Raw genomic sequence first — 17,410 nt, forward strand, 5'->3', positions numbered from 1 at the left:
ATTCCATGAAAAGAGATTACAAGGCCGTGCTGTTTGGCAATGGCACCATGGGCGAACGACATCGCAAATTTTTTGAATATTCCGGTGTACAGTTTTTAAAAATTTTTGACTTGGGAGATTTAGATGGCACAGGGAATGTGCGTACTTCGCTTGTCGATGAATTTGTTTCTAAAGATAAGGTTGATTTTGCCGTGATTGCATCTCCAGCGACATCGCATTACGAGTATGCAAAACTTTGTTTGGAACGCGAAATCTCTGTATTTGTAGAAAAACCGCTTGCAACGCTTGGTGCGCAAGCGCAAGAATTGGTGGATTTGGCTATCCGCAATAATGTGATTTTATTTGTGGCTCAGTCGGAATGTTTTAATTCGGTGTTCTTGAATTTCCGCAAACATTTTATGAATGAAATCGGAGCCGCGGGTTCGTCGTTCCGTTTGGAATTCCGTCGCGAACACAAGTATTCTGCACGTTGCCGCGATGTGAATGTGGCGCTCGATTTGTTGGTGCATGACTTGAGCCTTTGCCTTTCGATGTTCCGCTATGAAGATTTGAAAGTGGAAAAGTTCACGATTTCGAAAAACGAAGACCGTGCGCAAATGCAGATAAGCATTGTAAAAGGCGCTCATGCTGGGGCTGAACTCGACTTTATTGTAGACCGCAATAGCGATATCGATGTGCGGACAATTTCTGTGGAGTTCAGGGGCAATGGTGGCCCGGCTTGCGATTACTCAGTGAGTCTTGCTCCGCATAACGAAAATGGCGAAGTCATCCACATCTCGGATTCGCTCGAAAACGAACACAAGTTCTTTTTGAAGTTGATGGCAGGCGCCTGTACTGAATGGGGTAGGCGAGCCGCACAAAGCGCCGCGAACGCCGTCAAGCTCGCGACAATTACCACCGCGTCGTCCTAAACGAAACAATTATTCGTCACTAAAAAAGTCCGCGACTTTCATCGCGAACTTTTTAGTCTCGTCAGACAGCGAAGCTGTGATTATTTTACTAACCACGGCCTACTTCCTACTGTCTACTAATTACAGCTCAATGCTGCAAGGCTTGGCATTCCAGATTTCTTCGGCGTACTGCTTGATGGTACGGTCAGAGCTGAACTTGCCCATGCGAGCGACGTTGAGGATTGCCATTTCTGCCCAGTGCTTCTTGTCCTGGTAAGCATCGGCAACCTTCTTCTGCATATCCACATAGCTGCGGAAGTCTGCGCAGAGCATGTACGGGTCATGCGACAAGAGCTTTTCTGCAATGTGCTTGAAGGTTTCCGGATGATCCGGGCTGAAGAAGCCAGAAGCGATGAGGTCAATCACGCGGCGGAGATCATCGTCATGCTCGTAGAAGTCGCGCGGACGGTAACCCTTAGCGAGAAGGTCCGTCACTTCTTCAACGGTGAGACCGAAGATGAAGATATTGTCGTCACCGACTTCTTCCTTCATTTCCACGTTAGCGCCGTCGAGCGTGCCAATTGTGAGTGCGCCGTTCAAAGCAAACTTCATGTTACCCGTACCCGAAGCTTCGGTACCGGCGGTAGAAATCTGTTCGGAAAGGTCTGCAGCCGGAATGATCTTTTCGGCGAAGGACACGCGGTAGTTCTCGAGGAACACCATCTTGAGCTTGCCCTTGCAATCCGGATCAGCGTCGATGATAGAAGCCACGGCGTTTGCAAGACGGATAATCTGCTTGGCCATCCAGTAACCCGGAGCGGCCTTACCACCGATCATGATGGTGCGCGGCATGATTTCCTTGCCGTCCTTCACCTGGATGTAAAGGTGGATGGCATGGAGAATGTTCAAGAGCTGGCGCTTGTATTCGTGAATACGCTTGACCTGCACGTCGAAGAACGTGTTCGTGTCGACATCGACATTCTGCGTTGCCTTGAGGTACTTGGCAAGGCGTTCCTTGTTCTGCTTCTTGACTTCCATGAATTTCTTCTGGAAATCGGCGTCCTTGGCGAACTTTTCGAGCTTCTTCAAATCGTCCAAATCCTTGACCCAGGATTCACCAATCTTAGAAGAGATGAGTTTGGACATAGCCGGGTTAGCCTTGCGGACCCAGCGACGCGGCGTCACGCCGTTCGTCTTGTTGTTGAACTTTTCAGGCCACAGTTCGTAGAAGTCCTTGAAGAGCGTCGTCTTGAGGAGGTCGGAGTGGAGTGCTGCCACGCCGTTCACAGCAAACGAACCCACGATGGAGAGGTATGCCATGCGGACCATCTTGCAGCCGCCTTCTTCGATAAGGCTCATGCGGGCGAGACGGTTGTTGTCGCCAGGCCACTTCATGGAAACCATGCGGAGGAAGCGAGCGTTGATTTCGTAAATGATCTGGAGGTGACGCGGCAAGAGCTTTTCGAACAAGCTGACCGGCCATTTTTCAAGAGCTTCCGGCATGAGCGTGTGGTTCGTATAAGCGAACGTGTGTGTCACGATGTCCCAAGCTTCGTCCCATTCGAGGTTTTCGATGTCGAGGAGGATGCGCATCATTTCGGCGATAGAGATTGCCGGGTGCGTATCGTTCAACTGGATGGCGACCTTTTCCGGGAAGAGCTTCCAGTCGTTGTTGTGAAGCTTCTTGAAGCGCTTGATGATGTCCTGCAAAGAAGCTGAGCAGAGGAAGTACTGCTGCTTGAGGCGGAGTTCCTTACCGTTCATGGATGCGTCGTTCGGGTACAAGACCTTGGAAATCGTTTCGGAAAGTTCCATGTCCTGCACAGCGGCGATGTAGTCACCGTTGTTGAAGTAGCTAAGACCGAAGTCGTCAGCGGACTTGGCGCTCCAGAGGCGGAGGTTGTTCACCGTGTTGTTCTTGTAACCCGGGATCGGCGTATCGTACGGAAGGGCCATCACGTAGTCCTTCGTTTCCCAGCGGTTGCGGAGGCGACCGTTTTCGTCCATCCAGCTGACCACGTAGCCGTAGAACGGCACCTTGATGGCGTTAGCCGGGCGTGCGATTTCCCACGGGTTCGGGAGACGCAGCCAGTTGTCCGGCTGTTCTTCCTGTTCGCCATTCACAATCTTCTGGCTGAACATGCCGTATTCGTAACGGATGCCCATACCCGTTGCCGGAAGTTCGAGCGTTGCCATGGAGTCAAGGAAGCAAGCTGCCAAGCGGCCAAGACCGCCGTTGCCAAGCCCTGCGTCCACTTCCTGTTCGCGGAGTTCTTCGAGCGTCATGCCGATTTCGTCAAGAGCTTCTGTGACGGCGCTTTCGACATCGAGGTTCAACACGGAGTTGCCGAGCGTACGGCCAATCAAAAATTCGAGAGAGAGGTAATAGACGCGCTTGACGTCTTTTTCGTAATAGGTGTTCTGCGTCTTGATCCAACGGTCAACAAGACGGTCACGCACGGCGTAAGCCACAGCGAGGAACTTTTCGTGGTCCGTCACCGTGTATTTGCTGCGGGCGAGCGTGTGGTGGATGTGGTCGGTAAATGCCTTGCGGAAGGCTTCCGCATCGGTACCGAGCACGGTAATGTCACTTGCTTTCTTGGTAGTTTTAGCCATAAATCTAACCTGCCTGGTGTTGGTTATTTAATCCATGGAAAGTTTAGAAATTTTTACGAGATTTGCAATACGTTAATTCTGTAAACCATAGTTGTAAGCCTTTTCAGGATGTGTAAGTTTTAAATAAAAGTGCAGCCCGCATCTCGCGAGCTGCACTTTCGATTACAATTGTCCGGGGAGCACTAGCTTTTTCTTAGGCGGAAAGTTTGCTTCGTACTTCTCGAATTCTTCGGGCATTCGTTCGGTCACGAAATAGCCCTCGGGGTCTTTGTACGAACCCGTCACTCCGTCCAAGAATCCCTCGTCGAGTTCCTTGCACAAGAAGTATGGCGCGTCGCTGTTCGGGTCGTCGGCGTAGCGGATGCTCTTGGTGTAAGCGGGGACGAATCCGCTCTTGCCGTAGAATCCGATGTTTCCGACGATGAGCAGGCAACCGGCGCCCATTTGGCGCGCGAGTTCCATGGAATAGTCGAGGAGTGCCTTGCCGTAGCCCTGTCGCTTGTAGTCCGGATGGATGCTGATGGGCCCGAAGGTCATCATGCGGATTTTGCGTCCGTCGTCATCATCGATTTTCGACCACGCGTACATTACGTGTCCGATAATTTGTCCGTCAACTTCCATGACAAGCGAGAGCTTCGGGATAAAGCTTGGATCGTTCCTATAATGGTGGAGGACAAAATGCTCCACGCAGCCGGGACGGTAAACGTTCCAGAAGGCTTCTCGGGTGAGATTTTCGACGATTTTAAAGTCGCGCGGTTGTTCCGTGCGGATATTGTATTTTTTCATTGTTTATCTCCAAAATTTTTGTGTGAATCGGCACAAACACCTTGGAAGACCGCCTTGAAAACATTTGTCTTCCAAGGCGCTAAACAATGAACCAATATTTACTAGATAACATCCAGCCTCTGATAAAAGTGATGTACTAAATATAAATAGTTTAGCGAAGTTTGGGGTGAAAATACGTTTTTTTTGATGAATTGCAAATTTTAGGTGTTGTTATACAGTGTTTATGAAACTTTTACGAGGAAATTTTTCGGAAAAATCTAAATTTCAATGTTAGTATATAAGGATTTTTTGAAAATGAAAAATATTTCCGCTAAGTATCTTGTGAGCGCCCTTTTTGTGGGGCTTATGTTTGCCGGCTGTGGTGATGATTCTACCAGCACTTTCCCTGCCGCTCCGAATACGGGGGCTGTATCTTCGTCAAGTGTCGATCAGCCGCAAAGCCAGCCTGGTGATGCCCAGTCTTCTTCAAGCGAAAATATCGCTTCTAATCCGGTGTCTAGTTCGTCGGTTCTTGCGGAATTGGGATCGTCGAGTTCGTCTGTGGAAACTTCTACTCCGGCGTCAAGCGCTGGTGAAATTCCGCCCGGCACGGAATTCTATACATTCGAGACAACTCCGGGTGTTCTTGCGCTTGCTCCAGATGACGATGGATTCTATGATGCTGGCGATGTTTATAAGGCCGTTCCAAAGACTAGCAAGATTGCATTTGTTCTTCGCCATTCCAAGCGTTCCAAAAACAATACGGGTAAGGAGTCCCAGCTGACTCCGATTGGCGTTCAGATGGCACAGACGCTAGGAACAAAGCTTGCTGGCGATGAAACTTTCTACTATGCTTCGACGGACTTTGTACGTACGCGCGCGACCTGTGAAAATATTGCTACGGGCCGTGGTGAAGCTGATGTGAATGTTGCTACGTGGGACGGCATTAATGGTAGCTATTTCTTGACGGTGCCTAGCGATACGCTTGATGCACTTGTGGCTAAGCGCGGCGGCAATCCGCGATATATCGCTCAATACGCTTATGGCGTTCCGTATACGAATGCAGCTGTTGCTGCTGTTATCCCAGCGTATTTCCACGACTTTTTTCAACGCGGAAATCAGTTTATCAATGAGGTGATTGTTGCCAACATGCCTTCTTGGAAGCGTGTAAGCGTCCTCGTAAGCCATGATATGCTGGTAGCTCCGCTTATTATCCTCGTCTCGAAGAGAACGGTCGACTTGAAAATTTATGAAACGGCAAACCACTGGGTCAATTACCTCTCGGGCATTGCTGTGATTGTCGATGAGGCTGGCGTGGTGACGGCGCTCCCTGTCCGTGGCGATTCCGTTGGCTGGATGATTCCAAGAGAAGAAGTCGACGAAGGCGTTTAAGGCTTTTGAGGTTTCGATGAAGGTCGCACTCCTCGGTTCTACGGGCCTTGTCGGCAAGAATGTCGCCCGGCTGCTCGCTCAGTTGGACGAGGTTGATTGCGTTTTTTGCCCGGTGCGTTCGGTCCCAGACTTGAATGCGCTGGGCATTTTTAATGGCTCCTCGAAGTTCAATTTTGAGGCGGTGGATTTTGATGCCTTGCTTAGCGCAAAACCCGAAGAACAATGGGCGTCTAGTGTTTGCAAAAACTTTACCGGTTGCGATGCCGTGATTTGCTGCTTGGGAACGACGCTCAAGCAGGCGGGGAGTAAGCCTGCCCAGGAAAAGGTCGATTTGCGTTTGCCGCTTACGCTTGCTGCACTTGCGAAGCATCAGGGCGTCAAGCATTTTCTGTGCATCAGTGCCATGGGCGCAAATTCACACTCGCCGTTCTTCTACAACCGCTTGAAAGGTCAACTTGAAGAAGGCCTCACGATGATGGGTTTTGAATCGCTTACGCTCGTGCGTCCGTCACTGCTCTTGGGCAAGCACAAGGACAAGCGCTTTGGCGAAGAGCTGATGCAAAAGCTTTTCGGGGCGCATCCGGAATGGGTGCCGGCGCATTTTCGTCCGGTGCGTGCAGAAACCGTTGCCGCTCATCTCGTGGCGAACTTGCTCAAGCCTCCTGTGGACCACGTTTGCGCAACCGATGGCGTAAAAGGCAAGCGCATCGTCTATAACCGCCAACTCCGTGAACTGTAATGTCGTCATGCTCGTCATTTAATGCGAACGTGCCCGCTGTTTAAAGTTGTCATGTTCGTCTTTTAATTCTGTCATGCCCGCTGTTTAAAGTTGTCATGTTCGCCTTTTAATTCTGTCATGCCCGCCTCCGAGCGGGCATCTCCTTTTTATAGCAGAATATTTTTAATTTTTATAAAAAATTTAACGGAGGTCTCATGACGTTAGTCGTCTTTATTCTTTACTTGCTGATGATGCTTGGCATCGGAGCGTATTTCTCTCGCAAGGCGAACAGCCTGAACGCCTATTACCTCGGCAACCGCGGTATGAACAAGTGGGTGGTCGCCATGTCCGCCCAGGCGTCTGACATGAGCGGCTGGATGCTGATGGGCCTCCCGGGCGCCGTGTTCGTGAGCGGTTTTTCCGAAGCTTGGATTGGTATCGGTCTTGTTATCGGTACGTACTTCAACTGGAAAATCGTCGGTCGCAGGCTCCGCAAGTACAGCCATTTCTGCGGTGACTCCATTACTCTCCCGGACTTTTTCTCGAACCGTTTCCGCGACAATAAGGGTATCATCCGCGTGATAGCCTCGATTTTCATTCTCGTGTTTTTCCTGTTCTACACGGTTTCGGGCTTTGTCGCCTGCGCTAAGTTGTTCGGAACCATCTTTGGTATGAACTACACGACGGGGCTTATCCTTGGTGCGGTCGTGGTGGTGAGTTACACGTTTATGGGTGGCTTCTTTGCCGTGTGCTGGACAGACTTTATCCAGGCTTCGATGATGCTTATCGCAGTCCTCGTGATTCCGCTGATGATCATGAGCGGCTCGGGCGGTTTTGCCTCGACGATGGATGCGGTGAATGCCCAGAATCCGTACTTGATGAGCCTTTTCACGAACGCAACGACGGGCAAGTCCATTGGCCTTATCGCGCTGATTTCTAGCCTCTCTTGGGGCCTTGGCTACTTTGGCATGCCGCACATCCTCGTGCGCTTCATGTCCATCAAGAACGCCGAAGAAATCAAGGATTCCCGCCGTATCGCCATGACTTGGGTGATTATCTGCCTTGCCGCAGTCGTGATGATCGCTCTCCTCGGTCGCTATTACGTGACGGCTCACGGTATCACCGTTGATGACCCGGAACGCATTTTCATGATTCTCTGCCAGGCTCTTTGCCACCCGGCGATTGCTGCCATCCTTATGGCCGCCATTCTCGCCGCTATCATGAGTACCGCAGACTCCCAACTCCTCGTGTCTGCATCTGCATTCAGTAACGACCTTTACAAGCACTTGTTCCGCAAGAACGCAAGCAACAAGGAAGTGATGTGGGTGAGCCGTGGCGTGGTCGTGGTGATTACGCTTATCGCTGTGATTGTCGCAATGCAGGGCGCTCCGAGTGCCGACGGCGTGAAGCACGGCAAGAGCTTCCTTGATGTGGTGATGAGCCTCGTGAGCTTTGCCTGGGGCGGTTTCGGCGCAACGTTTGGCCCGATTATGTTGCTTGCCCTCTTCTGGAAACGCACGACTCTTGCAGGCGCTGTCAGCGGTATGCTCGTGGGTGGCCTTACGACGTTTATCTGGAAATTCTACCTCTCCGGTTTTTCTGCCGAAATCTTCCAGATTTACGAACTCGTGCCGGGCTTTATCCTCTCCTTCGTGACGATTGTCGTCGTGAGCCTTTTGACCAAGGAACCCTCTGCCGAAATCCAGCTGGAATTTGACCGCGTGGAAAGCACGAGACTTTCTGACATTAAACTATAAGTTGACAAATGCGTCAGGCGAGCGAAGCGTCAATGCTTGCATTGACATTTCCGAGCCTAGCATTTGGTACTTGAGCATAGCGAAAGTACAAAGCACTCGCCTGAGCGATATGAAGTTGTAGGTGAACAAAGGCGTAATCCTAACGCCTGATTGTTCAATTGTCATTATTTTGTGTAGGGCTGGTCATGAATGTGACTGGCCTTTGTTTTTTGTTTGTAATGGCTGTGAATTTATACAAAAAGACTTTTCTATTAGTAGCATGATTTTGTAGTTTCGCCGTCACATGATAATCAAATGATTTTCATTGCGAACAATTTATAAGGAGGTTTTGTATGTTCAAAAAATTAGTTCTCGCCGCTGCATTTTGTGCAACCGCATCTTTTGCAACTTGGGACAAATTCCCAGTCCTTGAAGATCACAAGGGAGAAATGGTTGTCGGTACTGAATTTAACAGGCGGGGAGAATTCGATCTCTTGCAGCTTACGCCTTATTTAGGCACTCGTTTTACGGTTTTGCCAAATTTGGAATTGGCCATGTTGCTCCCATACTATGTGAATTTGAACATGAACAACGATAACGGACTTTCAAATCCGAAACTTATGGCGCGATACCAGATTACGCCATCTGTGAACGTATTCTTGGATGCCTCAGTTCCTGTAAGTGAAGGGTACTTTATTTACAAAGCGTGGGTTTTCAATTTCGGTGCTCAATTTTCTCAGAACTTCGGAATTGTTAATCTCGGCGCGGAATTGGGCTTTGCTTTGAACACGGAGGGGGATAATGATTTTACACCTCCGTTTAGACTTAATTTTGGCGTTGAAACTGATTTTAAGCTAGGCGCGTTCACTCCATTTGTCGGTGCCGATGTTCTGATGTTGCTCGGCAAGTTCACTGAAGATGGAGAAAATGTTGGAAAAAGTTATACGGGGGAGTCCGTGGTCTATCCATATCTCGGTTTAAAGTATGCAATCACCCCGAATGTTAGCGTGCAAGCTTCCGCAAAGACTGCGTTCGGTCATGAGGATTTGACTGGTTCGGATACTCCGGTTATAGCCGACCTTAGTGTTAAAATGGCGTTCTAATAAATTAGATGGTGGGGGAAGTCTCCCCCTCGCTTCCATCGGCATTCTCAGCGGACCAAGGTCCTTGAGCCTGCCGAAGGGTCGCTACCCCTTCTAACGGGCTTCAGGCGCCAGCCCGTAACGCCTGGCTTATCGCTACGCGATAATTCCTAAATTCTTTCCACGGGCTTCGCCCACGAAAGAATTTAGTCGCACCTTCGACCCCGAGGGGTCTCGTGTCCAGTCAATTTCAGTATAAAACAAAAAAGACGTCGTTAGGACGTCTTCTTTGTTTTAGAGCGGGAAAAGGGAATGATGGCTGCACCAGTCACCTTGCTTACGCAAGGCTGGCTTGCCACCCTTTGGGCTTATCGCTACGCGATAATTCCTAAACAACTCGTATGCACTTTGTGCATCTCGTTGTTTAGTCGGCCCCTCTTCTCGGGTCCTCGTCCAGCATCTGACTACAAAACAAAAAAAAGACGCTTTGCAGCGTCTTTTTTTAGAGCGGGAACGGGAATGTCAAAGTCCAGTCCCCGCTTCGCGGCTGGACTTTGACCCTTCGGGCTTGCGCTCACAGCGTTCGCGTCAAGCGCAAAATTCGTCTCTTCGCACTTCGTGCATGAGCCGAATTTTGTCGCACCCTCGACCCCAAGGGGTCGAACATCCGACCCATATCAACACAAAAATAAAAGAACCACTCTGAAAGTGGTTCTTTTATTTTAAAGCGGGAAAAGGGACTCGGACCCTCGACCCCGACCTTGGCAAGGTCGTGCTCTACCAACTGAGCTATTCCCGCGGGTTGACCCAATTATAGAAATAAATTTTGTAGTTATAAAGGGGTGCGGGTCGAAAAAAGTGAAAAAATCTTTGTTTGGAGCGGGAACACGCATCTCGTTGTTTAGTCGGCCCCTCTTCTCGGGTCCCCGTCCAGATTACGATATAAAAAAGAAAACCACCTTTGTAGGTGGTTTTTCTTTTTCGAGCGGGAAAAGGGAATGATGGCTGCACCAGTCACCTTGCTTACGCAAGGCTGGCTTGCCACCCTTCGGGCTTATCGCTACGCGATAATTCCTAAATTCTTTCCACGGGCTTCGCCCACGAAAGAATTTAGTCGCACCCTCGACCCCGAGGGGTCTCGTGTCCAGTCAATTTCAGTATAAAACAAAAAAGACGTCGTTAGGACGTCTTCTTTGTTTTAGAGCGGGAAAAGGGACTCGGACCCTCGACCCCGACCTTGGCAAGGTCGTGCTCTACCAACTGAGCTATTCCCGCGGGGTGACCCAATTATAGAAATAAAATTTGTAGTTATAAAGGGGATTGGCTGAAAAAAGTGAAAAATTTTTGTTTAAGAGCGGGAGCATGTGTCTCGTTGTTTAGTAGGTGGTTTACTTTTAATAGAGCGTGAAAAGGGATTGTTGGCAATCAGTCCCCGCTTCGCGGCTGCTTGCCAACCCTTCGGGCTCGCGCTCGCAAACTCGCGTCGAGCGCATAATTTGTCTCTTCGCACTTCGTGCATGAGCCCAATTATGTCGCACCCTCGACCCCGAGGGGTCTCGTGTCCAGTCAATTTCAGTATAAAACAAAAAAGACGTCGTTAGGACGTCTTCTTTGTTTTAGAGCGGGAAAAGGGACTCGGACCCTCGACCCCGACCTTGGCAAGGTCGTGCTCTACCAACTGAGCTATTCCCGCGGGGTGACCCAATTATAGAAATAAAATTTCCAATTGTAAAGGGGCTGGGGTAAAAAAATTATATTTTTTTTTTGCGTTAAACAAGGTGTTTCATGTTCGGTATTTATATTCATGTTCCATTTTGCGCGAAGATTTGCGATTACTGCGACTTCCGCGTGATGCCTGCGAATGCTCGGCTGTTCGAAGAATATGCAGGCTTGCTGGAACGTGAAATCCGTGCTTTTGCGGCGGCGCATCCCGTATTACATTCGGAATCGTCCCAAAACGTTCTTTCGCAAGCGCGGACGCTTTATCTCGGTGGCGGTACTCCTTCTATTTTGCCGAGCGCGTGCCTGGAACGGATTTTCGCGGTGCTTGAGGATTGTGGCGTTCGCATGGATGCCCTGGACGAAGTCTCGATGGAATTTAATCCGGAATCGTGTACCGAAGAATCTGTGCAGACGGCGCTTTCATGTGGTGTACGTCGCTTTAGTCTTGGTCTCCAGACTTTTTCGCAAACGCTCTTGGACCGCATTGGCCGCAGGCACACGGTGGAACGTGGCTTTGAAGCGCTGCGGTTGTTGACCTCGCTTCCGCGGGCGAAAGTTTCGGCGGACTTGATGTTTAATTTGCCGGGGCAGTCGGTGGATTCTTTCTTGAGCGATGTGGACCGCTTGTCGGATTTTCCGCTTGGGCACTTGAGCTTTTATGGCTTGAATGTGGGTGAGCGGGCGCTTTTGGGCGGTCGCGTAGCACGTGGTGAAGAAGAAATTGATGAAAGTTTGTACGAGCCGATGTATTTAGGCGGTGTCGAAATTCTTGAAAAAAAAGGCTTTGCGCGTTACGAAGTCTCGAATTTTGCAAAGCCTGGCGACGAAAGCCTGCACAACATGAACTATTGGAATCGCGGCGAGTACATTGGCTTTGGACCGGGTGCGCACAGCTATTTTGATGGTCGCCGTTTTTGCGCTCCGGAAATCTACCCGCGCTGGCGCGATTACGTGAATGCGGGTTCGCCAGATTCCTCGCTCACGTATGACGACCTTGATGCTGACGACATCCTAACGGAACGCGTGTGGCTTTCGCTGCGCCAGCGTTCCGGGCTGGACTTAAACGCACTTGCCGCTGACGGAATTACTGTTTCGCCGGAAGGCTATGGGCTATGGGTCAAGAAAGGTTTTGCAACGCATGAAGGCGGAATCCTCAAACTCGTCGGCCGTGGCTGGATTTTTATGGATAGCATCGTGACTGACGTGCTGAACGCTTGCCGCTAGTGTTTTCTTAAAAAATGCCCCGTCGGAGCGGGGCATGACAAGTTCTTGCTTTGGGGAAAGGGGAGTACTAATTGCTCCAAACTCATTCCCCAAGGACAAACGCGACTGCTTTTTCGAGGTCCTCTTGCTGGCGTTTATGCACTTCGCCGTATCGTGCAAGGCCGCGGGATGCGTACATCGCGTAAATGTCCGGATCCAGCAATTGAATCATGCGGTTCTTGATTTCGCTCACGGAATAAGGGTCAAAATAAAGTGCAGCATTTTCGCAGACTTCGGGCACAGAGGTCGTGCCGCTCGCGGCCACGGGCACGCCATAACGCATTGACTGCACCGGCGGATAGCCAAAACCTTCGTTCAAGCTCGGGAAAATAAACGCATACGCATTTTTGTGCAAGAATTCGAGTTCCTTGGATTCCACATAGCCGAGGAAAACAAACGCATCCTTGTTGCGGATATGTTTGCGGTAAACTTTCACATTCGTTGCACCCGTAATCACGAGCTTCATATCAAACAAGTGATTTGTCGAACGCATCATTGTTACAAGTTCATCGAACGCCTTGACCGCACGCAGATTATTCTTTTCCCAGCGGGCACCGCTCGTAAGCAAAAAGAACTTTTTCGGCTTCACTCCTGGCGGCAAGAACCCTTTCGGTTCGTAATCCAGCATCGGGCTATAAAAAACCGGGATTTCTTTGTCTAGAAGCTCCGGAAAGAACGACTTGATGGAGGCTCTGCTATGTTCGCTCACGGTAATGCATTCGGCACGGCCATCGGCAATGCGGGCCGCCAAATCGCGGTACTTAGGCGCATAGAAATACTTTTTCCAAGAGTCGCGGTAACGCACCAGCGCTTCAAGCTTTTGCGCAAGCTTTTTTGCAAAGCCAACGCCTTGCCAGCTGTACTGCATTTCAAGGGCTCGTACGCCGTGCCACGTGAACACAAAACGCTTTACCTGAATTTGCCATTTGCTTTCGAGCGAGTAAAGCGGCGTGTAGAACGCATCAATCGCATTTTCGTCGATAATCTGCTGCGGCGTTTTTTGGGCAATGTCAAAAAGCGGAATGCCACATTTTTCGCAAGCCGCAATAATATCCGGAGCCAAATACTTTCGGCTATCGTAAACGCAACTGAACTTTGCACCACGTTTTACAAGCGCCCAGAAAATCACTTCGCCATAAGAGCCGCCACCGTGAAACTTTGCGCTGTGAATCGGCTGCACCGCCACAAGATTGAAAAGCAAATTCATAAACGCCCCCTAGAAAAGCTTGCCCAAGATTTCCAAAGGCTTCACGAGGAAAGGCATTTTCTTGTACAGCCAGGCGAGAGACTTTGCAAACGCATAACTACGGATAATATAAGCACCCGCAGCGCCGACTTTATTCGTCTGGTACATGAACGCATCCTTCGCATGCGCAATCACGTCATCGTAATACTCGTTGATGTGAATGGACTTGTCCGCATTTACCGTCACAGGGAGACTCTTCAAGTTCGTATAAAAGTCCTTGCGCAAAATCTTCGGCAAAAAGATGTTCATCGATTCCGGCACCTTGCGGCCACGCGTATCGATAATGCGCGAACCAAAGAAATGCAACACCTTCGCCGTCGGCAAGAATCGGTTGCCATAAGCCAGCTGGCAGTTCCAGCCGCCATCCATCTTCTTCGTGATGTAACCAAACTTATAGTTCGTCTCAGCAAGCGAAGCCATGTCATACGGGAAGTTCTTGGAAACGCAGTAAAGCCAAAGTTCATGCCACGTCTTAAAGAATTCGTGGGCTTCCGGCGTATCGGCGGCAAACATCACGCCCCCGTTAAAAATTTCATCGTTCAGAATCGGCGAAAAGCCCATCATCTTCGCGTTGTTCAAGACCTTCTTACGGTTAATCGCTTTCGACAAGTTCGTGTGGAAGTCGAGTACCGCATAAATACCGCCGCGCCATTCGTCCGGAATCGAGAGGTCATCGACAATCGCGATGTCCGAATCCATGTACAAGAAGTCGCCATCAACCACATTGCGCATCACCGTCTTGAGGTAACGCGAACGCAGCATCGGCGTGAACTTTTCATCAAGCGTCAAAACCTTGAGTTCATCAACAGCGTCCTTCAAGACCGCACGCGGGCCCGTCAGAGTTTCGGCCGTTTTGTCGTCCGTTAAAAGCGTCACGAACGCATTCGGGTTATGGACGCGCAGCGAAGCAATCGCCACAAGCGTCTGCTCGCAGAAAAAGTCCTTCGGGGAACTCGTCAACACAAAAAGATATTTGACTGAGGGCATAAAAATCCTTAAAATTCTACAGGCTTTTTCGACTCGTAGCTGTTGAGCACATCGTCCATCGTCTGCTTTTTCTTGAACATTTTCATGATGATAATTGGCAAACGCCTAAAGAAACGGCCAATCCGATGAGAAAGCGGTCTCCAACTGCCGCTCGTCACGTGAATCGCCACCGGCTTGTAATCCACGTCATCGCAGCTCGGCAAGAAAATCTTGCTCGGATAAATCGTCATTCCTTCATCGAGATGCTGCATTTTGTTCTTATAGACAAAACCAAAATCAATTGCGGTATGGGCATAAACGTAAGGAGAAATGTTCTCGATATTCAGTTTGCCGCCCGGCAAAATAAACTTTTGATTTTCATAATAGGACATGCACTTCTTGAGGAACGGATGGTTCGCCTCACCTCCAAAGATCGCAGCTTGGAAAGCAAGCCCCGGGAGCGGAATCAAGTCCCTGTTCTTTTTCGTGCCGTCTTCATTCAGCATTTTCCAGGACTTGTTTCTCTTGAAATGTGTCGTAAATTCGATATTCGTGAAATAGCGATTATCCAGGAACTCGTCAAAACTGCGATACAAATAGACATCGCTGTCCAGATAAATTCCACCTTCGGTCGCTACGGCATAAAGACGGATGTAATCGCTTGCAAAAGCCCATTTGGAAAGGCTCACGGCCTCGCGAACGAACGGAATCGAATCAATAATTTTTTGGCACCTTGCCATATCCCAGTGGATAATTTCGTAATCGGGACAATGACGCTTCCAACTGTCAATGCAAAGTTGAGCCAAGTGCGGAAGCGGGTCGTTAGAAAGCCAGATGTAATGTATTTTCTTAGGAATCATGCTATTAATCTATAAAAAAATCGTTAACTATTTCCTGATGAAAAATTCTTTTTCGCAAGTCCCTGTTTCCAGAACGTCAAAAGAAGGAGCAAAATCACGATTCCGTAGAACACGCCCTTGCTCACAAGAGTCGGAGAGATGACCGTATTCACGGCAATGTAAATCGTCACGAGCGACACAATCCAAATGCCCTGAATGATAAGGCTCTTTCGGTATGGCCAGTAACCCATCTTGCGGAGATACGCATTCATCCAGACGCACTGCAAAACTTGATACGACATGCAAGAGAGCGCAGCGCCCGCAATACCGAAAATCGGAATACAGATGCGGTTCATTGTCACCGCAAATACAAGCGACACGATGTTCATCATCAACATGAACTTGCTCTTGCCTAGGCCCGTCACTACGGCACCGGACAAACCGAAGAAGCCGTTAATCAAGTTCCCGATAATGAGGATTCCAAATACGGCCACCGGATTTTCTTTTGTGATAAACGATTTTCCGGCAATCATCATCGTCTGCTCCGGGAACAGCACAATGAAAAATCCAATCGCAAGCTGGATAATCGTCACCATCGATACGCAATACGAGAACACCGGCTTCAAATCCGTCTTCAAGCGTTCCCTGGACATTCCCGCCACAACGGGCTGTAAAATCGGGTCATAGCTGCTACGGATAGTCTTGAGACCGTTGGAAACCGTTACCATCACTGCATAAATGCCGACCGCTTCCGGTCCTAGCAGGGCTAGCACCATCCACATGTCCACGCGCAGCAAGAACGACGCGATGATTTCCGTGAAACCAATGGGAATAGAAAAGTCCAACAGTTCTTTCGGCACCCATTTACTCGTAATCCATTCTATCTGCGGGAACTGTTTGTTTATCAGGAATATATAAACGAATATACCAAGCATGTTCGAGACAAAGAAACCGACCGGAAGCGCTAATTTGTCATCAAAGCCGGTGTAATGGAGACAAAGGGCGATAATCGGCGCCAAGGTCATCACCACAAATTCGTTGATGAAAATCTTGTACTGCGGATGTCTATTGCCGTCAGATGCGCCCGCAAACAGGAGCAATATGGTAAACGGAATGATTGAAAGAGCATACAAAGAAATTTCCGCAGACGAAAGCATCGCAAGTCCGGTCGAAATGCTTTGCAGTCCAAAGTACGCACCGACCCAAATGACACTTGAAATCACAAGCGCAATGATACATGCCACCTTAAGCGATTCGATGATTCCTTCGTGAGCGGGACGGCCACAGACCTTATTTTGTGGTAAATGGCGAAGCAAGCCCTTGTCAAGACCGATAACCGATACACGGGCAAGCGTCAACACCAAAAGTTGCGTCGAAACGTATATACCGAAAATTTCCTTGCCAAAAACACGCGCAATAACGATGGTGAGAACCGGCGCAATGACCTTAAGCCCCGTTCCAATAAGCGTAATTAAGGTGCTTTTCTGTAAATATTTTTTATCTGCCTGTATTGAGTCCATATCACTAATAACAAAAAAAGTAGAACTCCAATTTAGAAAATACTATGTAAAATAGAACCCAGTCAAAAAGGCCTTCCGATGAAAAGACTTAAAATTTCGATGAATTGCGTAAAAAACAAAAAAATTTACTACATTATACGGCATGGTAAAATTCAGTCAAACTTCTTGGCAATACGGCACTCTTTCGGACACGCTTGATATTTTGCGTTATGCGCCAATGTCCTTGTCCGTCGGAACGAACGCCGTTCTATACTACACGTTGCCCAAGAACATTGAGTCTGGCGAGTTTATCCGCTACACCATTATGGCGGGTTTCAGAAAATTAAGTTGGACTGGCATCATTGGAGCGGTCACACCGGGCAAGACGAACAACGTCATCGAAATTGCTGTACGCCTTGGCGAAGGCCCATTCCGTGGTTTTACCGCTACGCACAAGTTTGATTCCGTCAAGGGAATGACGACCTGTTTTGATGATCTCTCGTTCCAGGGATGCAAGGATTTTGCAGAAGACACGTTCGCAATTGTCATGAACAGCGCTAGCCTGGTTTACGCCATGAAGGCTAGAGAAATGGCTCGCGAACAAATTGCTATTGTAGAAGCAAAGAAGAAGACGCAGGCTTTCGAAGCGTTGGATCAGTCCGCAACCGCCGGATAA

General features: G+C 49.2%; 13 protein-coding genes and 3 tRNA genes. 7 read left to right on the top strand and 9 right to left on the bottom strand.

Going from position 1 to position 17,410, the window contains the following annotated elements; genetic code table 11:
• Positions 1-5 precede the first annotated feature (5 nt).
• Positions 6-911, top strand: coding sequence for a Gfo/Idh/MocA family protein (locus B3A20_RS07215; protein ID WP_290763193.1), 906 nt, complete (start codon positions 6-8; stop codon positions 909-911).
• Positions 912-1,031: 120 nt separating this feature from the next.
• Here B3A20_RS07215 and B3A20_RS07220 read toward each other — a convergent pair whose 3' ends face one another.
• Positions 1,032-3,506 (bottom strand): glycogen/starch/alpha-glucan phosphorylase, encoded by a 2,475-nt coding sequence (locus tag B3A20_RS07220; RefSeq protein ID WP_290763194.1) that lies wholly within the window; start codon positions 3,504-3,506, stop codon positions 1,032-1,034.
• A 162-nt stretch (positions 3,507-3,668) separates the two neighbouring features.
• Positions 3,669-4,292 carry a GNAT family N-acetyltransferase gene (locus tag B3A20_RS07225; protein WP_290763196.1) on the bottom strand — a complete coding sequence of 208 codons (624 nt, stop codon included), beginning with the start codon at positions 4,290-4,292 and terminating at the stop codon, positions 3,669-3,671.
• 294 nt (positions 4,293-4,586) lie between these two features.
• Between B3A20_RS07225 and B3A20_RS07230 the strand changes: the two genes are divergently transcribed.
• The 4 genes from B3A20_RS07230 (at position 4,587) to B3A20_RS07245 (ending at position 9,220) form a co-directional block, all read left to right on the top strand.
• Positions 4,587-5,663: a histidine phosphatase family protein gene (locus tag B3A20_RS07230; RefSeq protein WP_290763198.1), complete on the top strand. Its 1,077-nt coding sequence runs from the start codon at positions 4,587-4,589 to the stop codon at positions 5,661-5,663.
• A gap of 16 nt (positions 5,664-5,679) precedes the next feature.
• Positions 5,680-6,402 (top strand): NAD(P)H-binding protein, encoded by a 723-nt coding sequence (locus B3A20_RS07235; RefSeq protein ID WP_290763199.1) that lies wholly within the window; start codon positions 5,680-5,682, stop codon positions 6,400-6,402.
• Between the two features lie 194 nt (positions 6,403-6,596).
• Positions 6,597-8,138, top strand: a complete 1,542-nt coding sequence (gene putP / locus B3A20_RS07240; RefSeq protein ID WP_290763201.1) for a sodium/proline symporter PutP — start codon at positions 6,597-6,599, stop codon at positions 8,136-8,138.
• Between the two features lie 332 nt (positions 8,139-8,470).
• A complete protein-coding gene (locus B3A20_RS07245) occupies positions 8,471-9,220 on the top strand; it encodes a transporter (protein ID WP_290763202.1) in 750 nt (249 codons plus the stop codon).
• A gap of 705 nt (positions 9,221-9,925) precedes the next feature.
• Here B3A20_RS07245 and B3A20_RS07250 read toward each other — a convergent pair.
• From B3A20_RS07250 to B3A20_RS07260, 3 genes are all read right to left on the bottom strand, one after another.
• Positions 9,926-9,998 (bottom strand) — tRNA-Gly (locus B3A20_RS07250).
• A gap of 403 nt (positions 9,999-10,401) precedes the next feature.
• Positions 10,402-10,474: transfer RNA gene (locus B3A20_RS07255), tRNA-Gly, on the bottom strand.
• A 345-nt stretch (positions 10,475-10,819) separates the two neighbouring features.
• A tRNA-Gly gene (locus B3A20_RS07260) sits at positions 10,820-10,892 on the bottom strand.
• A gap of 92 nt (positions 10,893-10,984) precedes the next feature.
• Between B3A20_RS07260 and B3A20_RS07265 the strand changes: the two genes are divergently transcribed.
• On the top strand, positions 10,985-12,145 hold the full coding sequence (locus tag B3A20_RS07265) for a coproporphyrinogen-III oxidase family protein (RefSeq protein ID WP_290763204.1): 1,161 nt from the start codon (positions 10,985-10,987) through the stop codon (positions 12,143-12,145).
• 82 nt (positions 12,146-12,227) lie between these two features.
• On the opposite strand, the gene B3A20_RS07270 is transcribed toward B3A20_RS07265, so the two are convergent.
• From B3A20_RS07270 to B3A20_RS07285, 4 genes are read right to left on the bottom strand one after another with little or no spacing between them, the layout of a single operon-like run.
• The gene (locus B3A20_RS07270; protein ID WP_290763206.1) at positions 12,228-13,391 is read right to left on the bottom strand and encodes a glycosyltransferase; all 1,164 of its coding nucleotides are present in this window, start codon (positions 13,389-13,391) and stop codon (positions 12,228-12,230) included.
• 9 nt (positions 13,392-13,400) lie between these two features.
• Entirely contained in the window at positions 13,401-14,417 is a 1,017-nt protein-coding gene (locus B3A20_RS07275) for a hypothetical protein (RefSeq protein ID WP_290763208.1), read from the bottom strand.
• An 8-nt stretch (positions 14,418-14,425) separates the two neighbouring features.
• Positions 14,426-15,256: a glycosyltransferase family 32 protein gene (locus B3A20_RS07280; protein WP_290763209.1), complete on the bottom strand. Its 831-nt coding sequence runs from the start codon at positions 15,254-15,256 to the stop codon at positions 14,426-14,428.
• A gap of 23 nt (positions 15,257-15,279) precedes the next feature.
• Positions 15,280-16,755, bottom strand: a complete 1,476-nt coding sequence (locus B3A20_RS07285; RefSeq protein ID WP_290763210.1) for an oligosaccharide flippase family protein — start codon at positions 16,753-16,755, stop codon at positions 15,280-15,282.
• A 142-nt stretch (positions 16,756-16,897) separates the two neighbouring features.
• Here B3A20_RS07285 and B3A20_RS07290 point away from each other — a divergent pair, with 142 nt between their 5' ends.
• A complete protein-coding gene (locus B3A20_RS07290; protein ID WP_290763211.1) occupies positions 16,898-17,410 on the top strand; it encodes a hypothetical protein in 513 nt (170 codons plus the stop codon).

This window comes from Fibrobacter sp. UBA4297 (genome assembly GCF_002394865.1).
Classification (GTDB): domain Bacteria; phylum Fibrobacterota; class Fibrobacteria; order Fibrobacterales; family Fibrobacteraceae; genus Fibrobacter.

Bases quoted from the DNA above. Each gene is read 5' to 3' on its own strand.
- B3A20_RS07290 (WP_290763211.1), top strand. From the start codon at position 16,898: ATGGTAAAATTCAGTCAAACTTCTTGGCAATACGGCACTCTTTCGGAC.
- B3A20_RS07275 (WP_290763208.1), bottom strand. From the start codon at position 14,417: ATGCCCTCAGTCAAATATCTTTTTGTGTTGACGAGTTCCCCGAAGGAC.
- B3A20_RS07265 (WP_290763204.1), top strand. From the start codon at position 10,985: ATGTTCGGTATTTATATTCATGTTCCATTTTGCGCGAAGATTTGCGAT.
- B3A20_RS07245 (WP_290763202.1), top strand. From the start codon at position 8,471: ATGTTCAAAAAATTAGTTCTCGCCGCTGCATTTTGTGCAACCGCATCT.
- B3A20_RS07230 (WP_290763198.1), top strand. From the start codon at position 4,587: ATGAAAAATATTTCCGCTAAGTATCTTGTGAGCGCCCTTTTTGTGGGG.
- B3A20_RS07225 (WP_290763196.1), bottom strand. From the start codon at position 4,292: ATGAAAAAATACAATATCCGCACGGAACAACCGCGCGACTTTAAAATC.
- putP (WP_290763201.1), top strand. From the start codon at position 6,597: ATGACGTTAGTCGTCTTTATTCTTTACTTGCTGATGATGCTTGGCATC.
- B3A20_RS07270 (WP_290763206.1), bottom strand. From the start codon at position 13,391: ATGAATTTGCTTTTCAATCTTGTGGCGGTGCAGCCGATTCACAGCGCA.
- B3A20_RS07235 (WP_290763199.1), top strand. From the start codon at position 5,680: ATGAAGGTCGCACTCCTCGGTTCTACGGGCCTTGTCGGCAAGAATGTC.
- B3A20_RS07280 (WP_290763209.1), bottom strand. From the start codon at position 15,256: ATGATTCCTAAGAAAATACATTACATCTGGCTTTCTAACGACCCGCTT.
- B3A20_RS07215 (WP_290763193.1), top strand. From the start codon at position 6: ATGAAAAGAGATTACAAGGCCGTGCTGTTTGGCAATGGCACCATGGGC.
- B3A20_RS07220 (WP_290763194.1), bottom strand. From the start codon at position 3,506: ATGGCTAAAACTACCAAGAAAGCAAGTGACATTACCGTGCTCGGTACC.
- B3A20_RS07285 (WP_290763210.1), bottom strand. From the start codon at position 16,755: ATGGACTCAATACAGGCAGATAAAAAATATTTACAGAAAAGCACCTTA.